Annotated in this window: 18 protein-coding genes and 1 tRNA gene; 3 read left to right on the top strand and 16 right to left on the bottom strand. The window is 68.9% G+C overall.

Annotation, left to right across the window (positions count from 1 at the left end):
* Nucleotides 1-42: 42 nt before the first annotated feature.
* Together J8I82_RS02020 and J8I82_RS02015 are read left to right on the top strand one after the other, a co-directional pair.
* Nucleotides 43-1,632, top strand: coding sequence for a class I adenylate-forming enzyme family protein (locus J8I82_RS02020; RefSeq protein WP_245179301.1), 1,590 nt, complete (start codon nucleotides 43-45; stop codon nucleotides 1,630-1,632).
* 105 nt (nucleotides 1,633-1,737) lie between these two features.
* Nucleotides 1,738-1,814 (top strand) — tRNA-Val (locus tag J8I82_RS02015).
* Between the two features lie 67 nt (nucleotides 1,815-1,881).
* On the opposite strand, the gene J8I82_RS02010 is transcribed toward J8I82_RS02015, so the two are convergent.
* The 3 genes from J8I82_RS02010 to J8I82_RS02000 are packed head-to-tail and all read right to left on the bottom strand — an operon-like array spanning nucleotide 1,882 to nucleotide 5,091.
* The gene (locus tag J8I82_RS02010) at nucleotides 1,882-3,015 is read right to left on the bottom strand and encodes a CaiB/BaiF CoA transferase family protein (protein ID WP_209754155.1); all 1,134 of its coding nucleotides are present in this window, start codon (nucleotides 3,013-3,015) and stop codon (nucleotides 1,882-1,884) included.
* 16 nt (nucleotides 3,016-3,031) lie between these two features.
* Nucleotides 3,032-4,045, bottom strand: a complete 1,014-nt coding sequence (locus J8I82_RS02005) for an NADPH:quinone oxidoreductase family protein (RefSeq protein WP_209754409.1) — start codon at nucleotides 4,043-4,045, stop codon at nucleotides 3,032-3,034.
* A gap of 11 nt (nucleotides 4,046-4,056) precedes the next feature.
* Entirely contained in the window at nucleotides 4,057-5,091 is a 1,035-nt protein-coding gene (locus J8I82_RS02000) for a tripartite tricarboxylate transporter substrate binding protein (protein ID WP_209754153.1), read from the bottom strand.
* Between the two features lie 244 nt (nucleotides 5,092-5,335).
* On the opposite strand from J8I82_RS02000, the gene J8I82_RS01995 reads away from it, so the two are divergent.
* Nucleotides 5,336-6,235 (top strand): LysR family transcriptional regulator, encoded by a 900-nt coding sequence (locus tag J8I82_RS01995; protein WP_209754151.1) that lies wholly within the window; start codon nucleotides 5,336-5,338, stop codon nucleotides 6,233-6,235.
* A gap of 12 nt (nucleotides 6,236-6,247) precedes the next feature.
* Here J8I82_RS01995 and J8I82_RS01990 read toward each other — a convergent pair whose 3' ends face one another.
* The 13 genes from J8I82_RS01990 to gsiB all read right to left on the bottom strand — a co-directional run bounded on the left by J8I82_RS01990 (nucleotide 6,248) and on the right by gsiB (nucleotide 19,977).
* Nucleotides 6,248-7,219 carry a phosphatidate cytidylyltransferase gene (locus J8I82_RS01990; protein ID WP_209754149.1) on the bottom strand — a complete coding sequence of 324 codons (972 nt, stop codon included), beginning with the start codon at nucleotides 7,217-7,219 and terminating at the stop codon, nucleotides 6,248-6,250.
* Between the two features lie 27 nt (nucleotides 7,220-7,246).
* Nucleotides 7,247-7,873 carry a lysophospholipid acyltransferase family protein gene (locus J8I82_RS01985; RefSeq protein ID WP_209754146.1) on the bottom strand — a complete coding sequence of 209 codons (627 nt, stop codon included), beginning with the start codon at nucleotides 7,871-7,873 and terminating at the stop codon, nucleotides 7,247-7,249.
* 7 nt (nucleotides 7,874-7,880) lie between these two features.
* Nucleotides 7,881-8,312 carry a hypothetical protein gene (locus J8I82_RS01980; RefSeq protein ID WP_209754145.1) on the bottom strand — a complete coding sequence of 144 codons (432 nt, stop codon included), beginning with the start codon at nucleotides 8,310-8,312 and terminating at the stop codon, nucleotides 7,881-7,883.
* Nucleotides 8,302-9,681, bottom strand: a complete 1,380-nt coding sequence (locus tag J8I82_RS01975; RefSeq protein WP_209754143.1) for a phosphatase PAP2/dual specificity phosphatase family protein — start codon at nucleotides 9,679-9,681, stop codon at nucleotides 8,302-8,304. Before J8I82_RS01975 ends, J8I82_RS01980 begins: the two co-directional genes overlap by 11 nt.
* Nucleotides 9,678-11,447 (bottom strand): bifunctional alpha/beta hydrolase/class I SAM-dependent methyltransferase, encoded by a 1,770-nt coding sequence (locus J8I82_RS01970; protein WP_209754141.1) that lies wholly within the window; start codon nucleotides 11,445-11,447, stop codon nucleotides 9,678-9,680. The genes J8I82_RS01975 and J8I82_RS01970 overlap by 4 nt, the downstream gene beginning before the upstream one ends.
* A gap of 4 nt (nucleotides 11,448-11,451) precedes the next feature.
* Entirely contained in the window at nucleotides 11,452-12,078 is a 627-nt protein-coding gene (locus J8I82_RS01965; RefSeq protein WP_209754140.1) for a CDP-alcohol phosphatidyltransferase family protein, read from the bottom strand.
* 293 nt (nucleotides 12,079-12,371) lie between these two features.
* On the bottom strand, nucleotides 12,372-13,442 hold the full coding sequence (locus tag J8I82_RS01960) for a M14 family metallopeptidase (RefSeq protein ID WP_209754139.1): 1,071 nt from the start codon (nucleotides 13,440-13,442) through the stop codon (nucleotides 12,372-12,374).
* A gap of 84 nt (nucleotides 13,443-13,526) precedes the next feature.
* A complete protein-coding gene (locus tag J8I82_RS01955; RefSeq protein ID WP_209754138.1) occupies nucleotides 13,527-14,318 on the bottom strand; it encodes a hypothetical protein in 792 nt (263 codons plus the stop codon).
* Nucleotides 14,319-14,400: 82 nt separating this feature from the next.
* A complete protein-coding gene (locus tag J8I82_RS01950; RefSeq protein ID WP_209754137.1) occupies nucleotides 14,401-15,219 on the bottom strand; it encodes a M55 family metallopeptidase in 819 nt (272 codons plus the stop codon).
* Nucleotides 15,219-16,277, bottom strand: a complete 1,059-nt coding sequence (locus J8I82_RS01945) for a DmpA family aminopeptidase (RefSeq protein ID WP_209754136.1) — start codon at nucleotides 16,275-16,277, stop codon at nucleotides 15,219-15,221. Before J8I82_RS01945 ends, J8I82_RS01950 begins: the two co-directional genes overlap by 1 nt.
* A 3-nt stretch (nucleotides 16,278-16,280) precedes the next feature.
* The gene (gsiD, locus tag J8I82_RS01940) at nucleotides 16,281-17,204 is read right to left on the bottom strand and encodes a glutathione ABC transporter permease GsiD (RefSeq protein WP_209754135.1); all 924 of its coding nucleotides are present in this window, start codon (nucleotides 17,202-17,204) and stop codon (nucleotides 16,281-16,283) included.
* 7 nt (nucleotides 17,205-17,211) lie between these two features.
* Entirely contained in the window at nucleotides 17,212-18,132 is a 921-nt protein-coding gene (gene gsiC, locus J8I82_RS01935; RefSeq protein ID WP_209754134.1) for a glutathione ABC transporter permease GsiC, read from the bottom strand.
* Nucleotides 18,133-18,432: 300 nt separating this feature from the next.
* Nucleotides 18,433-19,977, bottom strand: coding sequence for a glutathione ABC transporter substrate-binding protein GsiB (gene gsiB, locus J8I82_RS01930; RefSeq protein WP_431831521.1), 1,545 nt, complete (start codon nucleotides 19,975-19,977; stop codon nucleotides 18,433-18,435).
* Nucleotides 19,978-20,006 lie beyond the last annotated feature (29 nt).

Below are 20,006 nucleotides of genomic sequence, written 5' to 3'. Positions count from 1 at the left end.
TGCCGGCGCCCGCTCCGCTTTTTGCGACATGACCTTGCCGACATGACCCAGACGCCCACCCAGCCCACCCAGCCCTCCCAGCCCGCGCCGCTTACCCGCCCTTTCACCACCATGTCCGTGCTCGTGCGCGAGCATGCCACCGAACGCCCCACGCAGCGCGCGCTGATGCATGACGGGCGCGTGCTCGACTATGCCGGGCTGGACGCCGCCATGGACCGCATCGCCGCTGCGCTGGCGCGCGACAACGTGCGCCCCGGCGAGGCCATCGCAATCTGTGCCAACTCGTCGATCGAATACGCCGCGGTCTACCTCGGCGCGGTGCGCGCGGGCGTGGTGGTGGCGCCGCTGGCACCGTCGTCGACGCCGGAAAGCCTGGCCGGCATGGTGGCCGACGCCGGTGCGCGCATCCTCTTTGCCGATGCCGCGGTTGCGGCCGCCCTGCAGCCGGTGCGCGCGCAACTGGCGGACACGCCCATCGTCACGCTCGATGGGAGCGAAGGCTTTGATGGCGGCCAGCCCTACGCTGACTGGCTCGCCCCCGCCGGCACGCCGGTGCAGGAGCCCGAAATCCTCCCGGAAATGCCGCTGAACATCATCTATTCGTCCGGCACCACCGGCAAGCCCAAGGGCATCGTGCAGTCGCACGGCATGCGCTGGGCGCACGTGTCGCGCGGCGCGGCCACGGGCTACGGCACCGACGCGGTCACGCTGCTGTCGACGCCGCTGTACTCCAACACCACGCTGGCCAGCTTCTTCCCGACCATCGGCCTGGGCGGCACGGCGATCCTGATGGCCAAGTTCGATGCGGGCAAGTACCTGGCACTGGCGCAGCAGCACCGCGTCACGCACACCATGCTGGTGCCGGTGCAATACCAGCGCCTGCTGGCGCATCCGGACTTCGATAGTCATGACCTGTCGTCCTTCCGGCAGAAGTTCTGCACCAGCGCGCCGTTCAGCCCGGCATTGAAGGCTGAGGTGCTGCGCCGCTGGCCGGGCGGGCTGACCGAGCTGTACGGCATGACCGAAGGCGGCGGCAGTTGCCTGCTGCACGCGCACCAGTTCCCCGACAAGCTGCACACCGTGGGCCGGCCCGCGCCGAACGCCGACATCCGCATCATCGATGACGAAGGCCGCGAGTTACCGCCGGGCAGCACCGGCGAAGTGGTAGGCCGTTCGCCGGCCATGATGAACGGCTACCACAACCAGCCGGAGAAGACCGCCGAGACCGAATGGTTCGATGCGCAGGGCAACCGCTTCATCCGCACCGGCGATATCGGCCGCTTCGATGAAGACGGCTTCCTGGTGCTGGTCGACCGCAAGAAGGACATGATCATCTCTGGCGGCTTCAATATCTATCCGAGCGATATCGAGGCGGTGGTGCGCGAGCACCCGGCGGTCGCCGAGGTGTCGGTGGTCGGCGTGCCGTCTGAGCGTTGGGGCGAGACGCCGGTGGGCTTCGCCGCGCTGCGCGCGGGGAGCGGCGCCACGGCACAGGACGTGCTCGCCTGGGCCAACGAGCGCCTGGGCAAGACCCAGCGGCTGGCGGAGTTGCACGTGGTCGACAGCCTGCCGCGCAGCGCCATCGGCAAGGTGCTCAAGCGTGAATTGCGCGACCGGCTGACGCAGGCATAAGCCCCATGCAAAGCATGCTGACGCGGTGCGCGCAGCACAATCGCAGAAAGTTTGCGAAGGTGCTTGCGCAATCGCGGAGGCATACCTATAATCTGCGGCTTCGCTAGGCTCGTAGCTCAGCTGGTTAGAGCACCACCTTGACATGGTGGGGGTCGTTGGTTCGAGTCCAATCGAGCCTACCAACGCACAAAGGAAACGGACGGTACGCAATCGCGCACCGTCCGTTTTTCTTTTTGCCGCGTGGAACGATCAGGCGCGGATGCCGAACTCCGCCAGCACCGCTTCGGTGTGCTGCCCCAGCGTGGGCGCATCGCCCTCGGGCCGCGTCATGCCTGCCATGCCCGGCAGGTTGGCCCACGGCACCTCGCCGATCCCATCCAGCCTCAGGCGGCCAAATACCCCCGCCTGCCGGCATTGCGCGCTCCGCAGGAAATCGCTTGCGTGGCTGACGCGGCCGAACAGCACATCATGCTCGGTCAGCAGCGCTTCCCAATGTGCGAGCGGCTGCGCGGCGACTGCCCGCGCCACGCGCTGGTTCAGTTCCGCCGCGCGTGGCAGCCGGCCGCTGCTGGTACGCAGCGCGGCATCGTCGAGCCAGTCGTCAAAGCCCAGCACGCGCGCCAGCCGCACGAACATCGCGTCGTTGAGCATGCTGATGTAGAGCATGCCGTCCGCTGCGGCGAACAACCCCGTCGGCGCATTGGCCGCCGCCATTTCGGCGCCGGGGAACATGGCATCGTCCACCAGCAGGTACGACTGCAGCGCCGCGCTGGTTTCCAGCAGCGACAGCTGCACATGGCGCCCCTTGCCATGGCGCGCGGCCCTGAACAACGCCGCGCACGCATGCTGGGCGGCATAGAGCCCGGTGCCGAGATCGATCAGGAAGAACGGGATGCGCCGCGGTTGGCCCGCGGCGTCGCGGTTCAGGTGCATCAGCCCGCTGACCGCCTGCACCGTGGTGTCGACTGCCGGCAGCGCCGCCATCGGGCCGGCATGACCGTAGCCGGTGATCGACACATAGACCAGCGCCGGGTTACGCGCCGCCAGCGCCTCGTAGCCCACGCCCATGCGCTCGGCCACGCCGGGGCGGAAGTTCTGGATCACCACGTCGGCAAGCTCCGCCAGGCGCGCAATGGCGGCGCGGCCGCTGTCGGTGCGCGCATCCAGCAGCACGCTTTCCTTGCCGGCGTTGCACGCGACCGCGATCGCGGTCTGGCCGGCGCGGATGCGGCCCATGTTGCGCGACCAGTCGCCGCCGGGTGGTTCCACCTTGATCACGCGCGCGCCCTGCTGGCGCAGCACCAGTCCGCAGTAGGGACCGGCGATCCCCTGGCTCAGGTCAAGCACCGTCAGGCCGTCGAGCAGCGCAGCGTCTTGTTGCATGTCGTTCTCCACGTTTTCAGATATCCAGCATGACCTTGCCGATGGCGCGGCGCGACATCGTGGTGTCGACCGCCGCCAGCCAGTCGCGCAGCGGGAAGTGCTGCAGCACGGGCGGCGCCAGCTTGCCGCTCGCCACCGCCTGCATGATCTGCTCGACCACCTGCTGCACGCGCGGCGCAAAGCGCTGGCGTTCATCGGTCAGTCCCCAGCCGATGTAGTAGCCGTAGTTGAAGCCGATCATCGACAGGTTCTTGACCAGCAGCAGGTTCGCAGGAACTTCCGGAATGCGGCCGCTGGCATAGCCGATCGACAGCAGCCGTGCGCCCGGCGCCGCGCAGCGCAGCGAGGCGTCGAACAGGTCGCCGCCGACCGGATCGAACACCACGTCGACCCCGCCCGCCGGGCACAGCGCCTTCACCGAGGCCGCCAGCGTGGCCGCGTCGGCAGGCAGCGCATGCGCCGCGCCATTGCCCAGTGCCGCCTCGCGCTTGGCGTCGGTGCTGGCGGTAGCGATCACGCGCGCGCCCATCAGCTTGCCCAACTGCACGGCCGCCGTGCCGAGCGCGCCGCTGGCGCCATGCACCAGCATGGTCTCGCCGGGTTGCAGCGCGGCGCGCCACGTCAGCGCGGCCCACACCGTGCCGTAGGTGACCGGAAGTGCCGCGGCGTGCGCCAGTGCAAGGCCATCCGGCACCGGATAGACCGTGTCGCAGGTCGTCACGACTTCTTCGGCAAAACCGCCCCAATCCAGCGCCGCCGACACGCGCTGCCCAACGCGCAGGCGCGTCACGTCCGGCGCGACCTCAAGGATCTCCCCGGCCGCTTCCGTGCCGGGCGTGAACGGCAGCGGCGGCTTGCGCTGGTACTTGCCCGACACGAACAGGCTCAGCGCAAAGCCGACGCCAGCATGGCGCACGCGGATGCGCACCTGTCCCGGCCCGAGCGGCTGGCGCGGGATGCGCTGCAGTTCCAGTGCGCTCCAGTGACACCAGCGCGAGCAGACCAGCCCCAGGTAATCGTCCTCTTGCATCATCAGTCCAGTCATTCCAGCGTGATGCCGACATCGCGGATGATGCGGCTCCATTTGTCGCGGTCGCTCTTCAGCACCGCGGCGAAGGCTTCCGGCGTGCCGCCCACCGGCACCAGGTTCAGGTCCTGCATCTTCTTCGCAATCTCCGGCCTGCGCACGATGCGCGCCACTTCGCGCGACAGCGCCTCGACCCGCGCCTTCGGCACGCCGGCCGGGAACAGCAGGCCCATCCACGCATCCGGCTCGAAGCCCTGGTAGCCCGCCTCGCGAAAGGTTGGCACCCTGGGCAGCAGCGCCGAGCGCTCGGCGCCGGCCATCGCCAGCGGGATCAGCTTGCCGCCCTGCAGCAGCGGCATGGCCGTGCCCACCGCGATAAAGCCGATCTTCACGTGGCCGGCGGCCAGGTCGGTCGCCAGCGGCGCACCGCCCTTGTAGGCCACGTGCTCCATCTGCAGGCCGGCCTCGCGCTTGAGCAGTTCGCCGAGAATATGGCCGGTAGTGCCGGCGCCATAGGAACCATACGGATACTTGCCGGGATTCGCCTTGACCAGTGCCACCAGCTCGGGCAGCGTGCGCGCCGGGAAATCCGGCGACACGGCCAGGATGGTCGAAGAGACCGCGACCTCGCTGACCGGCGCGAAATCGGCGATCGGGTCATAGCTGATGCGCGGGTACAGCGACGGGTTCTGCACGTGCGCGGTGAAGGTCAGCAGCGCGGTATAGCCATCCTTCGCGGCGCGCGCGACGTGCTTGGTGCCGGTGGTAGTGCCAGCGCCGGGCTTGTTGTCGACGATGACCGGCTGGCCCCAGGCCCTGGTCAGTTCCTGTCCGATCAGCCGGGCGACCGCGTCATTGACATTGCCCGCCACCGAAGGCACCACGATGGTCAGCGGGCGCGATGGATACGCTTCGGCGCCGGGGGCGGCATCGGCGGCGTGCGCCGTGGCTGCGGTTGTTGCCGCGGTAGTGGCCACGATTGTGGCTGCAAGGGCGCCCAGCATGATGGCGGGCATGGCGGCGCGCAGCCGCGAGCGGAGGGTCGGCATGGTTGGTGTCTCCTGTCCTGGCTCCCTTCTGTGATGCCCGCCAGCCGCTGGCGATGCGAGGGATGCCAGCGCAGTCTATGGCATCGGCCGCGCCCCGCCGATTCCCGCTCGGCGCAAGGCGAGTCCTGCCAGGCATGGCGCGGCCGGAACCTGCGGCGCAGTGACGCAGCGCAAGGGCATACCGGCGCTACAATGGCCCGCTCCGCCCCCAGCGCGCCCCATTGCCCGGTACCCGGTACGTCCCATGCGATTCGAGGATCTTGAAGCCTTCCTGGTGGTCAGCGAGCACGGCAATTTGCATCGCGCCGCCGACACGCTCGGCATGACCCAGTCCGGCCTGTCCAAGACGCTGGCGCGGCTGGAGGGCGAGGCCGGCATGCCGCTGTTCGAGCGCACGCCGCGCGGGCTGGTGCCGACCAGCGTCGGCAAGACACTGCTGGCGCATGCGCGCAGGATCTCGCTGGCGGCAACCGACCTGCGCAATGAACTGGCCGAGCAGCGGCTGGCGCGCGCCGGCACGGTACGGCTCGGCGCCATTCCTTACCTGGTGCCGTCGCTGCTGTCGCCGCTGCTGGCGCAGTTCTTCGTCAGCCGCCCGCTGGCGGTGTTCTCGATCGAGACGCACCTGAGCGCGCGCCTGATGGCGATGCTGCAGAACGGCGACGCCGACCTGATCCTGGCGGCGCGCCCGGCCAGCGTGCCGGAAGACATCGACTGGCTGCCGCTGGGGCCGCTGACCATGCACATCGTCTGCCGCAGCGCGCATCCGCGCCGCGGCAGCTTCCGTAAGCTGGCCGACCTGACCGAAGAGCGCTGGGCGGTGCCGGCCAGTTCGCTGTACCTGCGCCAATGGCTGGAGGAACGATTCACCTCGGTGGGCCTGCCGCCGCCGCGCGTGGCGGTGGAAAGCACGGCCTCGCCGGTTGCATTCGGCGAGTTGCTGCGGCACTCGGACCTGCTCGGCATCATGCCGCCGCGCATCCTGAAGCAGGCGGAGGGACAGGGATTGCAGGCGATCGCCGGGCCCGGCATGTCGTGGCAGCACGAACTGGCGGTGCTGTGGCGCGCCGGAGGCTACCTGTCGCCGATCTGCCAGGACTTCCGCGACGCGGTGGTCAAGTGGTGCGAAGAGACCGAAATCTGAGCGTCGCCCTGCTCAGGGCACCCACCAGTAGCGGGTGATATGGAAGAACACCGGTGCGGCGAACACCACGGAGTCGAGCCGGTCCAGCATGCCGCCGTGGCCCTGGATCATGTGGCCCCAGTCCTTGATGCCGCGGTCGCGCTTGATCGCCGACATCACCAGCCCGCCCAGGAAGCCCATCAGCGCGATTGCCAGCGCAATCAGTCCGGCCTGCCACGGCGCGAACGGCGTGATCCACCACAGCGCCGCACCCAGCGCAGTGGCACTTGCCACGCCGCCGACAAACCCTTCCACCGTCTTCGACGGCGACAGCAGCGGCGCGATCTTGCGCTTGCCGCACAGCTTGCCCCACACATACTGCAGCACGTCGCTGCCCTGCACCACGATTACCAGGAAGGCGATCAGCAGCAGGTTGCGGCCCTCGAAGCCCGGGATCGGCAGCGTCAGCAGCGCCGGCACGTGCGAGATGCAGAACACGCAGATCATCACCGCCCACTGCACCCCGGCGCAGCGCTCCAGGAAGCGCGTGGTCTCGGACGACAGCGCCGCCAGGATCGGCAGGAACAGGAAGGCGTAGACCGGGATCAGGATCGAGAACATGCCGTACCAGCCGATGTAGACCAGCACATACTGCAGCGGCAGGAATACGAAGAAGGCGGCGACGATGGCGCGATGGTCGCCGCGGCGCGTGGTGGTGATGGTGACGAACTCGCGCAGCGCGAAGAACGACAGCAGGTAGAACAGCACGATCACCGCGGTGCGGCCCAGCGCGAAGGCCACGCCCATGATGCCGATCATCCACCACCAGGCGTTGACGCGCTGCGCGAGGTTGTCGATCACCGCGTGCTGCCCGCCGCCGGCCACGCGCCAGCGCAGCAGCGCGGTCACGGTGGAGGCGAGCAGCAGCACGGCAAACAGGCCGCCGAACAGCAGCCCGGTCTCATGGTCCCAGTGCACCACAGGCAAGGTCGGGATGGCTGGCATGGTCATCTTTCCGCTATCGTTCCGCCATCAGTCCAGTTCAGGGGCCAGCGCGAGCAGGCCGCCGCGGCAGCGGGAAAGGAAGCTCTCCTTGTCCTCGCCGTCGCCCACCAGTACCGGCCGGCCGAAGGTCACGGTGCATAGCAGCGGCACCGGCACGACCTCGCCCTTGGGCATGACGCGGTTGAGGTTGTCGATCCAGACCGGCACGAACTCCACTGCCGGACAAGCGCGCGCCAGGTGGTAGATGCCGCTCTTGAACGGCAGCAGCCGCGCATCGGTGGTATTGCGCGTGCCTTCGGGGAACAGGATCAGCGAATCGCCGCCTTCCAGCGCGCCACGCATCAGTGCCACCGGGTCGTTGCCCGGATCGCTGCGCATGCGGTCGATCAGCAACGCGCGGAATACGTCGCGGCCGATAAAGCGCCGCAGCGGCGAGCGGTCCCAGTAATCGGCGCCGGCCACCGGGCGCGTGCCGGTGCGCAGGTCGGGCGGCAGGCAGCCCCAGATCAGCACGAAGTCGCCATGGCTGCTGTGGTTGGCAAAGTACACGCGCTGCACCGCGGCCGGGATGCAGCCCTGCCAGTTGGCGCGCATGCCGGTCAGCAGGCGGGCGAAAGCGATGATGGCGCGCGCGGTGGCACGGGCGATCCACATGGCGTTGTTACCTCAGCAGCAAGATCAGCAGGGACAGGCACAGCTGGACTGCGGCCAGTACCACGCTGGCGCGCACCAGCCGCATCGCGCCGCGTGCGCGTTCGGGCAGCGGGCGGCCAGTGCGCTCGGATGCGATCCAGCCCAGTCCGGTCAGCGCGCCGTCGAGTCCGGCCAGGTCCGCCTGGCCTTCGCGGTCGGCCGAAGCGGCCAGCGCGTCGAACAGGCGCCGGTCGATCGCGACGCGGAGCAGCAGCCAGAGCTGGGCCAGTGCCACCAGCAACGGCAGTGCAGACAATGCGGGGCTGGCGGACAGCCAGAGGGAAGCCGGCGCGAAGGCCAGTCCGACCACGCCGATCCAGAGCGCACCGGACAGCGCGCCGGTGACGGCGTGCGCGATCCAGGCCTCCGAGGAACTGCTGCGTGCGCCATCAGCGGCCATCGGCAGCCTCCGCTGTCGGATACTGGTCCAGCCATGCCTGCAGCGCGGCGGCGTGCTCGCGCCCCAGCACCACCGCGGGCCGGTGCGCGCGTAAAGCAGCCAGCGCCGCCGCGGCATCGCGCACCCCCTGCCGGCGTGCCATCCATGCGGCCGCCACCAGCGCGCTGCGCGAATAACCCAGTGCGCAGCTCACCAGTATCCGGCGCCCTTGCGCGTGCCATGCGTCGAGTTGCGCCACGGCCTGCTCCAGTTGCTGCGCGCTCGGCACGGTCAGGTCCAGCACCGGCACACAGCGATAGGCCAGCCCGGGACCGGAGGCGGCGCGCGGCAGTTCGGCGCTAAGGTCGACCACAGCATCGGTGCCCAATGCGCGCAGTTCGGCACCGGTCGGGAAGCGGCCGACCCAGACGCCGTCGGCGATGCGGCTGGCCTGCGGCGCTCGCCGGGTCCACCAGCGCGAGTTCAGGAACGCGCCGAGCAGGTATGGCGCCAGCACCCAGCGTGCCGCCTGCGCCATCAGGCCCTCGGCATTCTTCAGGAACCAGGCCGGCGCGGCCAGCGCGTAGATGCGCGCAACGCAGGCCAGCGCCAGCACGGCCCACAGCAGCAGGAACGCCAGCGTCAAGGACAATCCCACCGCCAGTACCGCGCACAGCAGTGCCACGACCGCGCCAGCCGCATAGCGCCGCGAAAGCTGGCGCGTGCGCGCATCGGGCAAGCACGCCGCAACTTCCGGCAGCCGCATCGGAAACAGGTAAACGCACAGCCAGCCAACCAGCGCCCCGGTCGGCACGTCGATCAGGTGATGCTGCCATGTGGTCAGCACCGACATGCCGATCAGCGCGAACCAGCCATGCAGCAGCCAGCGCCATCCGCCGCGCAGGTGCGCCGCGTACGCGACCCACAGGATCACCAGCAGGCTGATATGCAGTGACGGCGCCTGGTTGAACGGCAGGTCGAAGCCGCCCAGCAGCGCGAACAGCCGCCCCGGCAGCCCGTCCGCCTGCGGCCGCTCGAAGCTGAAGCGCAGCGGGAAGGCGATAAAGCACGCCACCGAGACCAGCTGCGCCAGCACCAGCCGCCTGACGTGCGTGACCAGTGCCGCGCGCGTATGCCACAGGAAGAATGAGACGCCATACAGCAGGTCGATCGACCAGTACGGGATGATGGTCCACGGCAGGAACGGGATGCCGCGTTCCCAGCCGAAATAGACCGTTGGCACCTGCGCGCGCTGGCTCGCGAGCCAGTTGGCAAAGCCGTAGCTGGAAAAGAAAAACGCGCCGGCCAGCGCCAGCAGCAGGCAGGCCAAACCCCAGGGACGTTCACCCGTGGGGGCCGCGGCAGCCGCGTCGGCGGGCAGCGTGCTCATGCTTCGCGCCTGCGCGCCAGGCTGACGGTGAAGATGCCCCACGGGTCGATGCGCTGGCTCACCTTGTCGAAGCCGGCGGCGCGCACCAGTTCGTCCATCTCGGCCTGCGAACGGCGCCGCATCACCCAGGCGGCGCCGCCGCGGTGGCTGGTCAGCGCGCGGGCGATGAATTCAAGCTGCGGATGCCAGGGCTGGCCGGTGTAGACCAGATAGCCGCCAGGCGGCACAGCGCGCGCCAGCCCTTCCAGCGAGCGGCGCACCATCGCGTTTTCCGGGAACAGCTCGTACAGGCCCGACACCACGGCCAGTGTCGGCGCCGGGGCCAGCGCCGCCAGGCTCTCGCCGTCAAAGGCATCGCCCTGTTCGAAGCGGGCGACTCCCTGCAGTCCCTTGGCTGCGATCAGCGCCCTGCCCTGTTCGACGTTGAGCTGGCTGTAGTCGCGCAGCAGGATCGATTCGACCGCCCCGGCGCCGCCGTCCAGCGCACCCAGCGCCTCCAGCACATAGCGCCCGTGCCCGGCGGCGATATCGACCATGCGCACCGGCATGCCGGCCGCACGCAGCCGCCGCACGGCCTCGGCGATCAGCGCTTCGGCGTGGACCTTGCGCTGGCGGATGCCGCGCCAGCCAATGGCGTCGAGGTATTGCGCGTCGGCCAGCCGGCCCAGCTGGCCGCGTCCCGACGGCGTATTGCGGTAAACGTAGTCGAGCGTCGAGCCCGAGTCGAAACCGGTCTCATGCCCGAGCCGCACGCCGTCCGACAGCATCCCGCCAAGCTTCAGGTTGGCACGCGCTGCGCGCCAGCACCAGGCCGCCAGCCCGCCCGGCGCGGACGCCAGCCGGTCCGATTCTTCCCGGAACGGGCCGATCAGGTCGGCCTCCAGCAGCGAGCGCGGCGGCGACGGCGTGTCGAACTCGCGCACGATAAAGCGCCGCGCCGCGTCCACGGCCAGCTTGCGGTCGTGCTCGCCCAGCGTGTCGTGGAAAAACCCCTCCAGCACGATGCGTTCCTTGGTGCGCGCGCCCAGCCGCTCGTAGAAGCGGTCCTGCGGCCCGCGGTGCACGACCCAGTCGGCGCCGGAGATCAGCAGCTGCGTCGGCACCGTGATTGCGGCGGCATCGGCGACGATGCGTTCCGCGGTCTCGTACAGGTCCAGCAGGATATTGACCGCGATCGGCCGCGTGATCAGCGGATCGGTGTCATAACTGGCGATGCGCCCGGGATCGTGCGTCAGGAACTTCGCCTTGACGTAGCTGTTGACGAAGAACCTGCCGCGCAGCCGGTGCATCAGCTTCAGTCCCGGCCGCGCGAACGGCACGTACAGCTTGACCTTGAAGGCCGGCGAGGCCAGCACCAGCGCGCGAATCGGCGGCGCGTAGTCGTGCACCCACGTGGCGGCCAGCACCGCCCCGACGCTTTGCGCAATGACCGCGGTACGCTCCAGCGGGATGCCGTGCGCCTCGGCGATATGCTGGGTAAACGTCTGGATATCGCGCACCGAATCCGCCAGGCTGGGGCTGTAGCCACGCTCGCCGGGCGAGCGCCCGTGGCCACGCGCATCCCAGGCGAAGATGTCGTAGCCCGGCAGGTTCAGCTCGTCGGCCAGGTGGGCGACACGCCCGGAATGCTCGTGGCCGCGGTGGAACAGCACCACGGCGCCGCGCGCCGGGCCCTCCACCGCAGGCCAGTGGCGGTAGAACAGCGCCTGGCCGTCATGGGTCTGGAAATGCCGCTCCTGCGGCTGGCGGATAGCGGCTCGGTCCATGGCTTCAGCCTGCGGTGCGGGCACGCGCCTCGGCAACGCCGCGGCGCACGCGATTGGCAATGGTGTACAGCGACAGCAAGGACAGCGCCAGCCACAGCCAGGAAGCGGCACCGCCGAAGCCCAGCCCCAGCCCCGCCCACAACGCGATGGCCCCGACTGCGAAGGCACGGTCGCTCTTGCCAAGCGGGCCGTCGTAGCGCCGGCTGGCGCCGGCAAGGGGCCCGGCCAGGCCGGCGGCCTCGGCCATCACCGCCAGCAGCGCAAAGGTGCCGACCTGCGCCAGCCCGAAATCCGGCAGCGCCGCCAGCGGCAGGATCAGCGCCAGGTCCGAGACGATGTCGCCAAGTTCGTTGAGGTAGGCGCCGAGCGCGCTCTGCTGGCCGTGCTCGCGCGCGAGCATGCCGTCGATGGCATTGAGCGCCATGCGCAGGAACAGCCAGAAGGGAAACAGCAGGAACAGCGCCGGGCTCTCGGTTACCAGCATGCCAATGGCGGCCAGCACGCCGACCGCGAGAGAGCCGGCGGCCGCGGCGACCGTGACCTGGTTGGCGGTGGCGCCGCGATGGGCAAGGTCCTGCACCACCGGGCGCAGCCATGCCTGGAACCTGGGCTTGAGTTCGTAGAGCGTCATCGCGCCGGCCTCCCGCCGAGCTGATGCCGGAAGCGGCGCCGCGCGCCTTGCCGGTGCCGGCGCTTGCGCTGCGCCGCTGGCCGGCCGGGGACCCCCTTCCGTCTTGTTCTTGGTGGCGATTCTTGTGGGCGTTTCGTTGTGACTGCCCGGCCCGCAGCTGACGCGCAGACCAGTGGTGCCTTTGACGGCACTCTACAGCCAAGTCCGAGACATTACCAGAAGCGGCTTGCGCCCTGTACTGAACGATTTCGAATGCGCGATACGGTTCCGCTATGGCCAGAATCAGGCCGAGCTCAGGCCGCGGCCAGCGTGCTGCGCACGGCGTCGGTCACCTGCGTCACCACGCCGTCGCGCCAGTCATCGGCATCGCCATAGAAGGCCTGCCACATCGCCCGGCGCAGCAGCGCGCGCTGGTTCTCGTCCGCCTCGGGGTGCCGGTGCAGCCAGTGGTCGCCGCGCAGCGCGTCCAGCACTTCGCCCACCGGCAGCGTGCCGAATTCCAGCGCGATGCCGGCATAGTCGATCCCCGGCAGCGTCTGCGGCACCGCATGCCAGGCCAGCCCGGACAGGTTGGCCGAGGTCGACGAGCCGTCATAGATCGACGTCACCCTGCTGCCCCAGATTGCGCGCGTGCGCGTCAGCGACTCGGGCGTGTCCGGGCCCATGTGGATCGGCTCGCCATAGCCCCACGGTCCCAGGCCGGTGTGCACATCGATCCAGCGCAGCGACTCGCGGCCCGCGCCAAAGCGCGCCAGGATGCGGCACAGCGTGTAGTTGCTCCAGGTCGCCTTGATGCCGCCGAAGAACATGCCGTCCGGGTCCTGGTACTGGCCGCCGCTCAGCGCGGCCTGGTACCACGCCATGCCGCGCTCGGCCACGGTCTTCATCAGCTGCGCCTGGTCGGCGTCGGACGGCGGCCATTGCGCCGGCAGCAGCAGCGGCGCGATCTCCGCATAAGGCCCGTTGTGCGGCAGCGGCTGCGAGAAATCCATGAAGTTTCGGTTCAGGTCGACGTTGTCTTCATTGACCCGGCGCAGATGCGAGAAGCCGTAAGGATTGATGGCATGGACCAGCAGCAGGCTGGTGCCCGCGGCGGCGCAATCTGCGAGCAGCGCGGAGTCGTTCAGCATCGCAATCTGCGCGCCGGAGCCGGCGAAGCCCTCGGCGCCATGGGTGCCGGAAGTCACCATGAGGCACTGCCGCGCGCCGGGCGGGCCCGCCTGCGCCACGTCGATCGCCAGGTCCTCGCCGGCGCTGCCGCGGCGGGTCGGATGCGGGAACTGCGCCAGGTCGGCCCCGGCCGCGCGCGCGGCATCGAGGAATTTCTGGCGGGCTTCGGCGTAGCTGCGAGAAAAAGGGCTCATGGCGTCACCGGCGGATGGCGATGCAAACCATTAGACGCCATTTCCACCGGTTCTGCCAGCGCTGCCAGTACTGCCGAACGGGGGCTAGAACAGCGAGCCGTTCGGGTCGGCCGGCGCCGAGCCTGCCGCGGCTGCCGGGCTTGCCGCTTCCGTCCCCGCGCCCCAGATGCCAGGCGAGGTGAAGGCTTGCGGATGCATCTCGATCCCCGCCGCGGCCAGCTGGCTGGCGGTCAGCACCAGGTGTCGCGCCAGCCAGTCGTGCAGGCCGCGCAGGAAGCGGATGTTGTCGACGCTGTTGGATGCGGCGATCAGCCGCTCCAGCTTGACATGGGCGGTATAGACGTCGAGCAGGTTGGTGGCGCGCAGCCGCGGCGGCGTACCGGGGGCACGCTCGATCGCCAGGATGCGGCGCACCTGCGCGGTGGCCACCTCGCCGGTGCGCAGGTATTGCTCGTAGACCGGGTCCAGCGCGGGAAAGCGCACGGTGGGCTGCACGCGCGGCACGGCGGCCACTTTTTCCATGCGCAGCACCAAATAACGGATAGCGGCGAGGCGCTCGGCCGCCGCGTTCTCCGCCGCGCTGCGCCGCCCGCGCCGGGCGCCGGCGGGGATGGGATCGGGCAAGGCCGTGCGGGGCACCACGTCGCGCTCGGTGTAGTCCGGCACCTGCAGCAGCAACCCGGGATGCACTACCGCGGCGCGGGCGCAATCTTCGCCGAACGGATACTCATGCCCGGCGGCGTCGCGCAGGATATAGGCCTGTCCGTGCGGAAAACCGTGGTGCCGGCGGCTGTTGCCGCGCGCATGGCAGCGGGTGTCCAAGTCGACGAAATCCTTGCGTACGGGGATCCAGCCCCCGTCGTGTGCCTGGGTCATGCGAATGCGTAGTGCCGGGTTGGCTGGGTTGGCTGCGGACCCGCTATTGTCGCCGATCCGCACGATCCGCTGCCCGGCGGCGCTACTTCAGCATGAACGACATCGCCGACAGGCAGTTGAGCATGCGCACCGCGCCCTGCACGGAGTCGGCCTGGAAGCCCAGGGTCACGCCATCGAGGCGCTCCAGCGTGGGCCACTGGCAGAACAGGTCGGCATGGGCCGGCGTCAGGGTCTGCAGCCGGGCGTTCACCGGCGTGTCGAGCCGCAGGCATTGCGCCTGCGCCGCGGCGCGCACGCCGTCGGCCGCGGCCGCCTGAATCGCCTCGCGCGCCGCTGCCGGCGACAGCGTGGTGCCGCTGCCGAAGCCGCCGGCACGCTTGGTCTCGGCAAAGCGCACCCATGGCATCAGCGGCCGGGTTTCCTGCACGAAGACATCGTCGCCGCTGGCCATCAGCACCGGCACGCCCGACTCTCCGGCCAGCGCGCCGTAGAGGCCGGCCTCGCCCAGCTCCGTGCCGTTGAGCCAGACCCGGGCGAAGGCGCTGCTGTTGATGGTGTGCGCCAGCACGCCGCGGCCCTGCGCGCGGCCGTGGTAGCCGATCATCAGCACGCCGTCGGCGCCGTCCTCCACGCCGGCCATCATGCCGAAGTAGCGCGGCTTGCCGAGCACCAGCCGCGCGCGCGGGTCGATCTGGTCCGGCAACAGGTTGCGGAAGCCGCCATGCGAGTCGTTGACAAGCACTTCGGTGGCCCCCCCGGCAAAGGCGCCGGCGACGGCGGCATTGGCCTCGGCGGTCATCCAGGCGCGGGCGCGTTCGTATTCGCCGTTGCCGGGGCGGGTCTGCTCGGCGTGGAAGACGCCGGCGACGCCTTCGATATCGGTGGAAATCAGGATCTTCATCAGGCGGACTGGCACAGTTCTGGCATGACCTCCAGCAAGGCGCGGCGGGCATGGCCGTCGCGGCCCTGCACCGTCGCCGCATGCCAGAGCGCATGGACGATGGCCTGCTCGACACTGTCCGCGGCGGCGCGGAACAGCGGGTCGAGCAGCGTTTCGTGGAGCATGGCGACCGCTGGCATCGCGCGGTCAGCCTGGTGCGGGACGGTATAGGCGGTCGAGAACGCGAGCGCGATATCGCCTGAACCGTGCCCGAACACCGAGCCGGTGCGTGCCAGCCCCGCGCCCGCGCGCAGCGACAGCCGGCGCAGCTGGCGCGCGTCCAGCGGCACGTCGGTGGCCACGACCATGATGATCGAGCCCTTTTCAGGCTCCGGCAGAGGCTGCGCCAGCGCCTCGGGCTGCTGCACCCGCTGCAGCAACTGCGGCCCGACCAGCTTGCCCGCCAGCGTCAGCGACTCCGGCGTGCCGAAATTGGCCAGCACCAGCGCGCCGACGCAATAGCCCTGCACCATGCGTGACGCCGTGCCAATGCCGCCCTTGACGCCGAACGACGACATGCCGCGGCCGGCGCCGAGCGCGCCCTGCGCGACCTCCTGGCCGGCTGCGGCAAGCGCGGCGTCATAGTGGCTGGCGTCGACGGCCATGCGCTGGATATCGTTCAGGTAGCCGTCATTGCATTCGAACACCAGCGGATTGACGGTCGGCCACGCGCGTCCGATTTCCGGGTTGGCGGCGACCGCGGCGCGAATCTGTGCCTGCGCCACGGCGCCGACCGAGAAGGTATTGGTCAGCGCAACCGGCGTTTCCAGCACGCCCAGTTCGTCCACCTGCACCAGCCCCACGCTCTTGCCGAAGCCGTTGAGCACGGTAGCCGCCGCAGGCACCTTGTCGCGATACATGTCGCCCGGGTGCGGGCGGATCACGGTGACGCCGGTCTGCACCGCATCCTGCGCCAGCGTGCAGTGCCCCACGCTCACGCCTGGCACGTCAGCGATGCTGTTGCGCGGTCCCGCCGGCAGATTGCCGATGCGCGGCACGCCCTGCGTCGATGTCTGCATGGATCAGCGGCGGTCGATCTTGGGATCCAGCGCGTCGCGCAGGCCATCGCCAAGCAGGTTGAACGCGAGCACGGTCAGGAAGATCGCCAGGCTCGGGAAGATCGCCACGTGCGGCGCGGTCACCATGTCGGCGCGGGCCTCGTTCAGCATCGCGCCCCACTCCGGCGTGGGCGGCTGCGCGCCCAGCCCCAGGAACGACAGGCTGGCCGCGGTGATGATCGACGTGCCGATCCGCATCGAGAAATACACCACGATCGACGACACCGTGCCCGGCAGGATATGGCGCATCAGGATGGTCCAGTCCGACGCGCCGATGCTGCGCGCGGCCTCGACGTAAGTCAGCCGCTTCAGCATCAGCGTATTGCCGCGCACCAGCCGCGCGAACGCCGGGATGCTGAAGATCGCCACCGCAAAGATCACGTTGGTCATGCCATTGCCGAGGATGGCGACGATGCCGATCGCCAGCAGGATGCCCGGGAAGGCGAACAGCACGTCGGAGACCCGCATCACGATGCGGTCCCACCAGCCCTCGTAGTAGCCGGCCAGCAGCCCGAGCACGGTGCCGATCAGCGCGCCGATGATCACCGACAGGAAACCCGCCGCCAGCGAAATGCGCGCGCCGGCGAGGATGCGGCTGAAGATATCGCGTCCGAGCGAATCGACGCCCATCCAGTGCGCAGCCGACGGGCCGGCGTTGAGCGCGTCGTAGTCAAAGAAATTCTCGGGGTCGTACGGCACGATATGCGGCGCCAGGATGGCGACCAGCACCAGCAGCAGCACGAATACGCCGGCGCCCAGCGCCAGGTGCTGCTTGCGGAATTTGCGCCAGAACTCGGTCCAGGGCGTGCGCACGGCCTCCACAATGGGAGCAGAGGGGGCGGTAGCGGGTGCCGCTTCGCTCGCGGCGGGCGTGGAAAGCTCAGTCATGCCGGCCTCACTTGTAGCGGATGGTTGGGTTGATCACGGTGTAGAGCATGTCCACCACCAGGTTGATCAGGATGAATTCCAGCGAGAACAGCAGCACTTCGGCCTGGATCACCGGGTAGTCGCGCATCTCGACGGCATCGACCAGCAGGCGGCCGAGGCCCGGCCAGTTGAACACTTTCTCCACCACGATCGAGCCGCCCAGCAGGAAGCCGAACTGCAGGCCCATCATCGTTACCACCGGGATCATCGCGTTGCGCAGGCCATGCTTGGCCACCACCACCGTCTCGCGCACCCCCTTGGCACGGGCGGTGCGGATAAAGTCTTCCTGCAGCACCTCGACGAACGATGCGCGGGTAAAGCGCGCCATCACCGCCGCCACGGCGGCGCCGAGCGTGATCGACGGCAGCACATAATGCTTCCAGCTTTCGGCGCCGATCGAGGGCAGCCAGCCCAGTTGCACCGAAAACACCTCCATCAGCAGCATGCCGAGCGCAAAGGCCGGAAAGGAGATGCCCGAGACCGCCAGCGTCATGCCCAGCCGATCCGGCCAACGGTTGCGCCAGACCGCCGAGCCGATGCCGATCACCATGCCGAACACCACCGCCCACGCCATCGACGCCACCGTCAGCAGCAGCGTGGGCATGAAGCGGTCGCCGATCTCTTCGCTCACCGGACGCTTGGTGCGCAGCGAATGGCCGAACTCGCCGCGGATCGCATTGGAGAAAAAGTTGACGAACTGCTCGGGCAGCGGCCGGTCCAGGCCCAGGTCCTTGCGCACCAGTTCGACCGTGGCCGAGTCGGCCTCGGGGCCCGCCGCCAGCCGCGCGGGATCGCCCGGCAGCAGGTGGACGAACAGGAACACCAGCACTGCCACGATCAGCAGCGTGGGGATCACGCCCAGCACTCGTTTGAGGAAGTAGTTCAGCATGAAGCACCAGAATGAATGACAGCAAGCGAGGCCGCGGGCCGCCCGCCTGCGAACCCCGCGTCGCGGGCCGGCGGCCTTGTGTCGGCTTGCTGCTTTGCTGCTCGTTGGGTCAGGGTCCTTGAGGCGGCTGGGGTACTGCCCGCGCCCGCCCTCACCCCCGGCCCCTCTCCCGCATGCGGAAGAGGGGAGCAGACCGCCGGAGCTGGAACGACCCGTTGTGTTCTCCCCTCTCCCGCGCACGGGAGAGGGGCGGGGGTGAGGGCCGGCACCTCAACGAAGTGGCGCCGCTCACTACACCCCTCACTGCTTGATATCAATCTCATCAAAATTGAACGACCCGTCCGGCATCACATACGCCCCGGTCAGCCGCTTGCTGCGCGCGAACAGCACCTTCTCCGTCACCAGGAAGGCCCACGGCGCATCCTTCCAGATGCGTTCCTGCGCGTCCTTGTACAGCCGGGCCTTCTCGCTGCGGTCGGTGGTGCGCAGCGCGCCGGCGATATCCGCATCGACCTGGTCGTTCTTGTAGTAGGCGGTGTTCAGCAGCTTGGGCGGCATCGACTCGGAAGCCAGCAGCGGACGCAGCGCCCAGTCCGATTCACCGGTCGACGACGACCAGCCTACGTAGTAGATGCGCACGCCGGCGTCTTCCGGCTTCTGCACGCTTTCGACCTTCTCCACGCGCTGGCCGGCTTCCAGCGCCTGCACCTGCGCCTTGATGCCGACCTGCTGCAGCTGCTGCTGCACGAACTGGATCACCTTCTGCGCGGTGGTGTGGTTGTACGCCGACCACAGCGTGGTCTCGAAGCCGTTCGGGTAGCCGGCTTCCTTCAGCAGCGCGCGCGCCTTGGCCGGGTCATACGGCCACGGGCCCAGCTTCTCGGCATAGTCCACGCCCGGCGGCACCACGCCTTCGGCCGGCACGGCATAGCCGGCGAACGCCACCTTGGCCAGTGCTTCCTTGTTGATGGCGTAGTTGATGGCCTGGCGCACCTTGGGGTCGTTGAACGGCTTGACCGTGGTGTTCAGGCTCAGGTAGCGCTGGATGATCGACGGGGAAGCAATCAGATCGACTTTCGTGCTGGTCTTCAGCACCGCGGCCTGTTCGAATGGAATGCTGAAGGCAAAGTCAGCCTCGCCGGTCTGCATGATCGCGGCGCGGGTATTGTTGTCCACCACCGGCTTCCAGGTGATGGTGTCGATCTTCGGGTAGCCGGTCTTCCAGAAGCCGGCGAATTTCTTGCCCTTCAGGTGATCGGGCTGCTTCCATTCGACGAACTCGAACGGGCCGGTGCCGACCGGATGAAAGGCGATCTCCTTGCCGTACTTCTGCAACGCCGTCGGCGAGATCATGACTGCCGAAGGATGCGCCATCACGTTGATGAACGGCGAGAACGGCTCCTTGAGCGTGACCTTGACGGTATTGGCATCGACCACGTCGGTCCTGGCAACGCGGTTGAACAGCGTGTAGCGCTTGAGCTTGTTGGCCGGGTTGGTGACGCGGTCCAGGTTGGCCTTGACGGCGGCGGCGTCGAAGGTGGTGCCGTCGTGGAACTTGACACCCTTCTTCAGCTTGATCGTATACGTCAGGCCGTCCTTGCTGACCTCGTAGCTGTCGGCCAGGACGTTGACCAGCTTCATGTCCTTGTCCAGCCCGAACAGCCCCTGGTAGAAAGTCTTGCCGACTGCCTGCGACAGCGTGTCGTTCGAGTCGTATGGATCGAGCGAGGTGAAGGTGGAAGCCACCGCCATCACCGCATCCTTGGCCGCGAAGGCCGGGGCAGCGGCCAGCATGCCGAGCGCGCCGGCGGCAAAGGCGCCGGCCATCCATCGGGGCGAAACCATACGTGCAGACATCGTCGAATCTCCTTGGT

It is taken from the genome of Cupriavidus consociatus, assembly GCF_017814975.1.
Classification (GTDB): Bacteria; Pseudomonadota; Gammaproteobacteria; order Burkholderiales; family Burkholderiaceae; genus Cupriavidus; species Cupriavidus consociatus.
The sequence above is the reverse complement of the archived record's forward strand: the minus strand, read 5'-3'. Positions and strand labels throughout refer to the sequence as shown.

Bases quoted from the DNA above. Each gene is read 5' to 3' on its own strand.
- J8I82_RS02020 (WP_245179301.1), top strand. From the start codon at position 43: ATGACCCAGACGCCCACCCAGCCCACCCAGCCCTCCCAGCCCGCGCCG.
- J8I82_RS02010 (WP_209754155.1), bottom strand. From the start codon at position 3,015: ATGCAACAAGACGCTGCGCTGCTCGACGGCCTGACGGTGCTTGACCTG.
- J8I82_RS02005 (WP_209754409.1), bottom strand. From the start codon at position 4,045: ATGCAAGAGGACGATTACCTGGGGCTGGTCTGCTCGCGCTGGTGTCAC.
- J8I82_RS02000 (WP_209754153.1), bottom strand. From the start codon at position 5,091: ATGCCGACCCTCCGCTCGCGGCTGCGCGCCGCCATGCCCGCCATCATG.
- J8I82_RS01995 (WP_209754151.1), top strand. From the start codon at position 5,336: ATGCGATTCGAGGATCTTGAAGCCTTCCTGGTGGTCAGCGAGCACGGC.
- J8I82_RS01990 (WP_209754149.1), bottom strand. From the start codon at position 7,219: ATGCCAGCCATCCCGACCTTGCCTGTGGTGCACTGGGACCATGAGACC.
- J8I82_RS01985 (WP_209754146.1), bottom strand. From the start codon at position 7,873: ATGTGGATCGCCCGTGCCACCGCGCGCGCCATCATCGCTTTCGCCCGC.
- J8I82_RS01980 (WP_209754145.1), bottom strand. From the start codon at position 8,312: ATGGCCGCTGATGGCGCACGCAGCAGTTCCTCGGAGGCCTGGATCGCG.
- J8I82_RS01975 (WP_209754143.1), bottom strand. From the start codon at position 9,681: ATGAGCACGCTGCCCGCCGACGCGGCTGCCGCGGCCCCCACGGGTGAA.
- J8I82_RS01970 (WP_209754141.1), bottom strand. From the start codon at position 11,447: ATGGACCGAGCCGCTATCCGCCAGCCGCAGGAGCGGCATTTCCAGACC.
- J8I82_RS01965 (WP_209754140.1), bottom strand. From the start codon at position 12,078: ATGACGCTCTACGAACTCAAGCCCAGGTTCCAGGCATGGCTGCGCCCG.
- J8I82_RS01960 (WP_209754139.1), bottom strand. From the start codon at position 13,442: ATGAGCCCTTTTTCTCGCAGCTACGCCGAAGCCCGCCAGAAATTCCTC.
- J8I82_RS01955 (WP_209754138.1), bottom strand. From the start codon at position 14,318: ATGACCCAGGCACACGACGGGGGCTGGATCCCCGTACGCAAGGATTTC.
- J8I82_RS01950 (WP_209754137.1), bottom strand. From the start codon at position 15,219: ATGAAGATCCTGATTTCCACCGATATCGAAGGCGTCGCCGGCGTCTTC.
- J8I82_RS01945 (WP_209754136.1), bottom strand. From the start codon at position 16,277: ATGCAGACATCGACGCAGGGCGTGCCGCGCATCGGCAATCTGCCGGCG.
- gsiD (WP_209754135.1), bottom strand. From the start codon at position 17,204: ATGACTGAGCTTTCCACGCCCGCCGCGAGCGAAGCGGCACCCGCTACC.
- gsiC (WP_209754134.1), bottom strand. From the start codon at position 18,132: ATGCTGAACTACTTCCTCAAACGAGTGCTGGGCGTGATCCCCACGCTG.
- gsiB (WP_431831521.1), bottom strand. From the start codon at position 19,977: ATGGTTTCGCCCCGATGGATGGCCGGCGCCTTTGCCGCCGGCGCGCTC.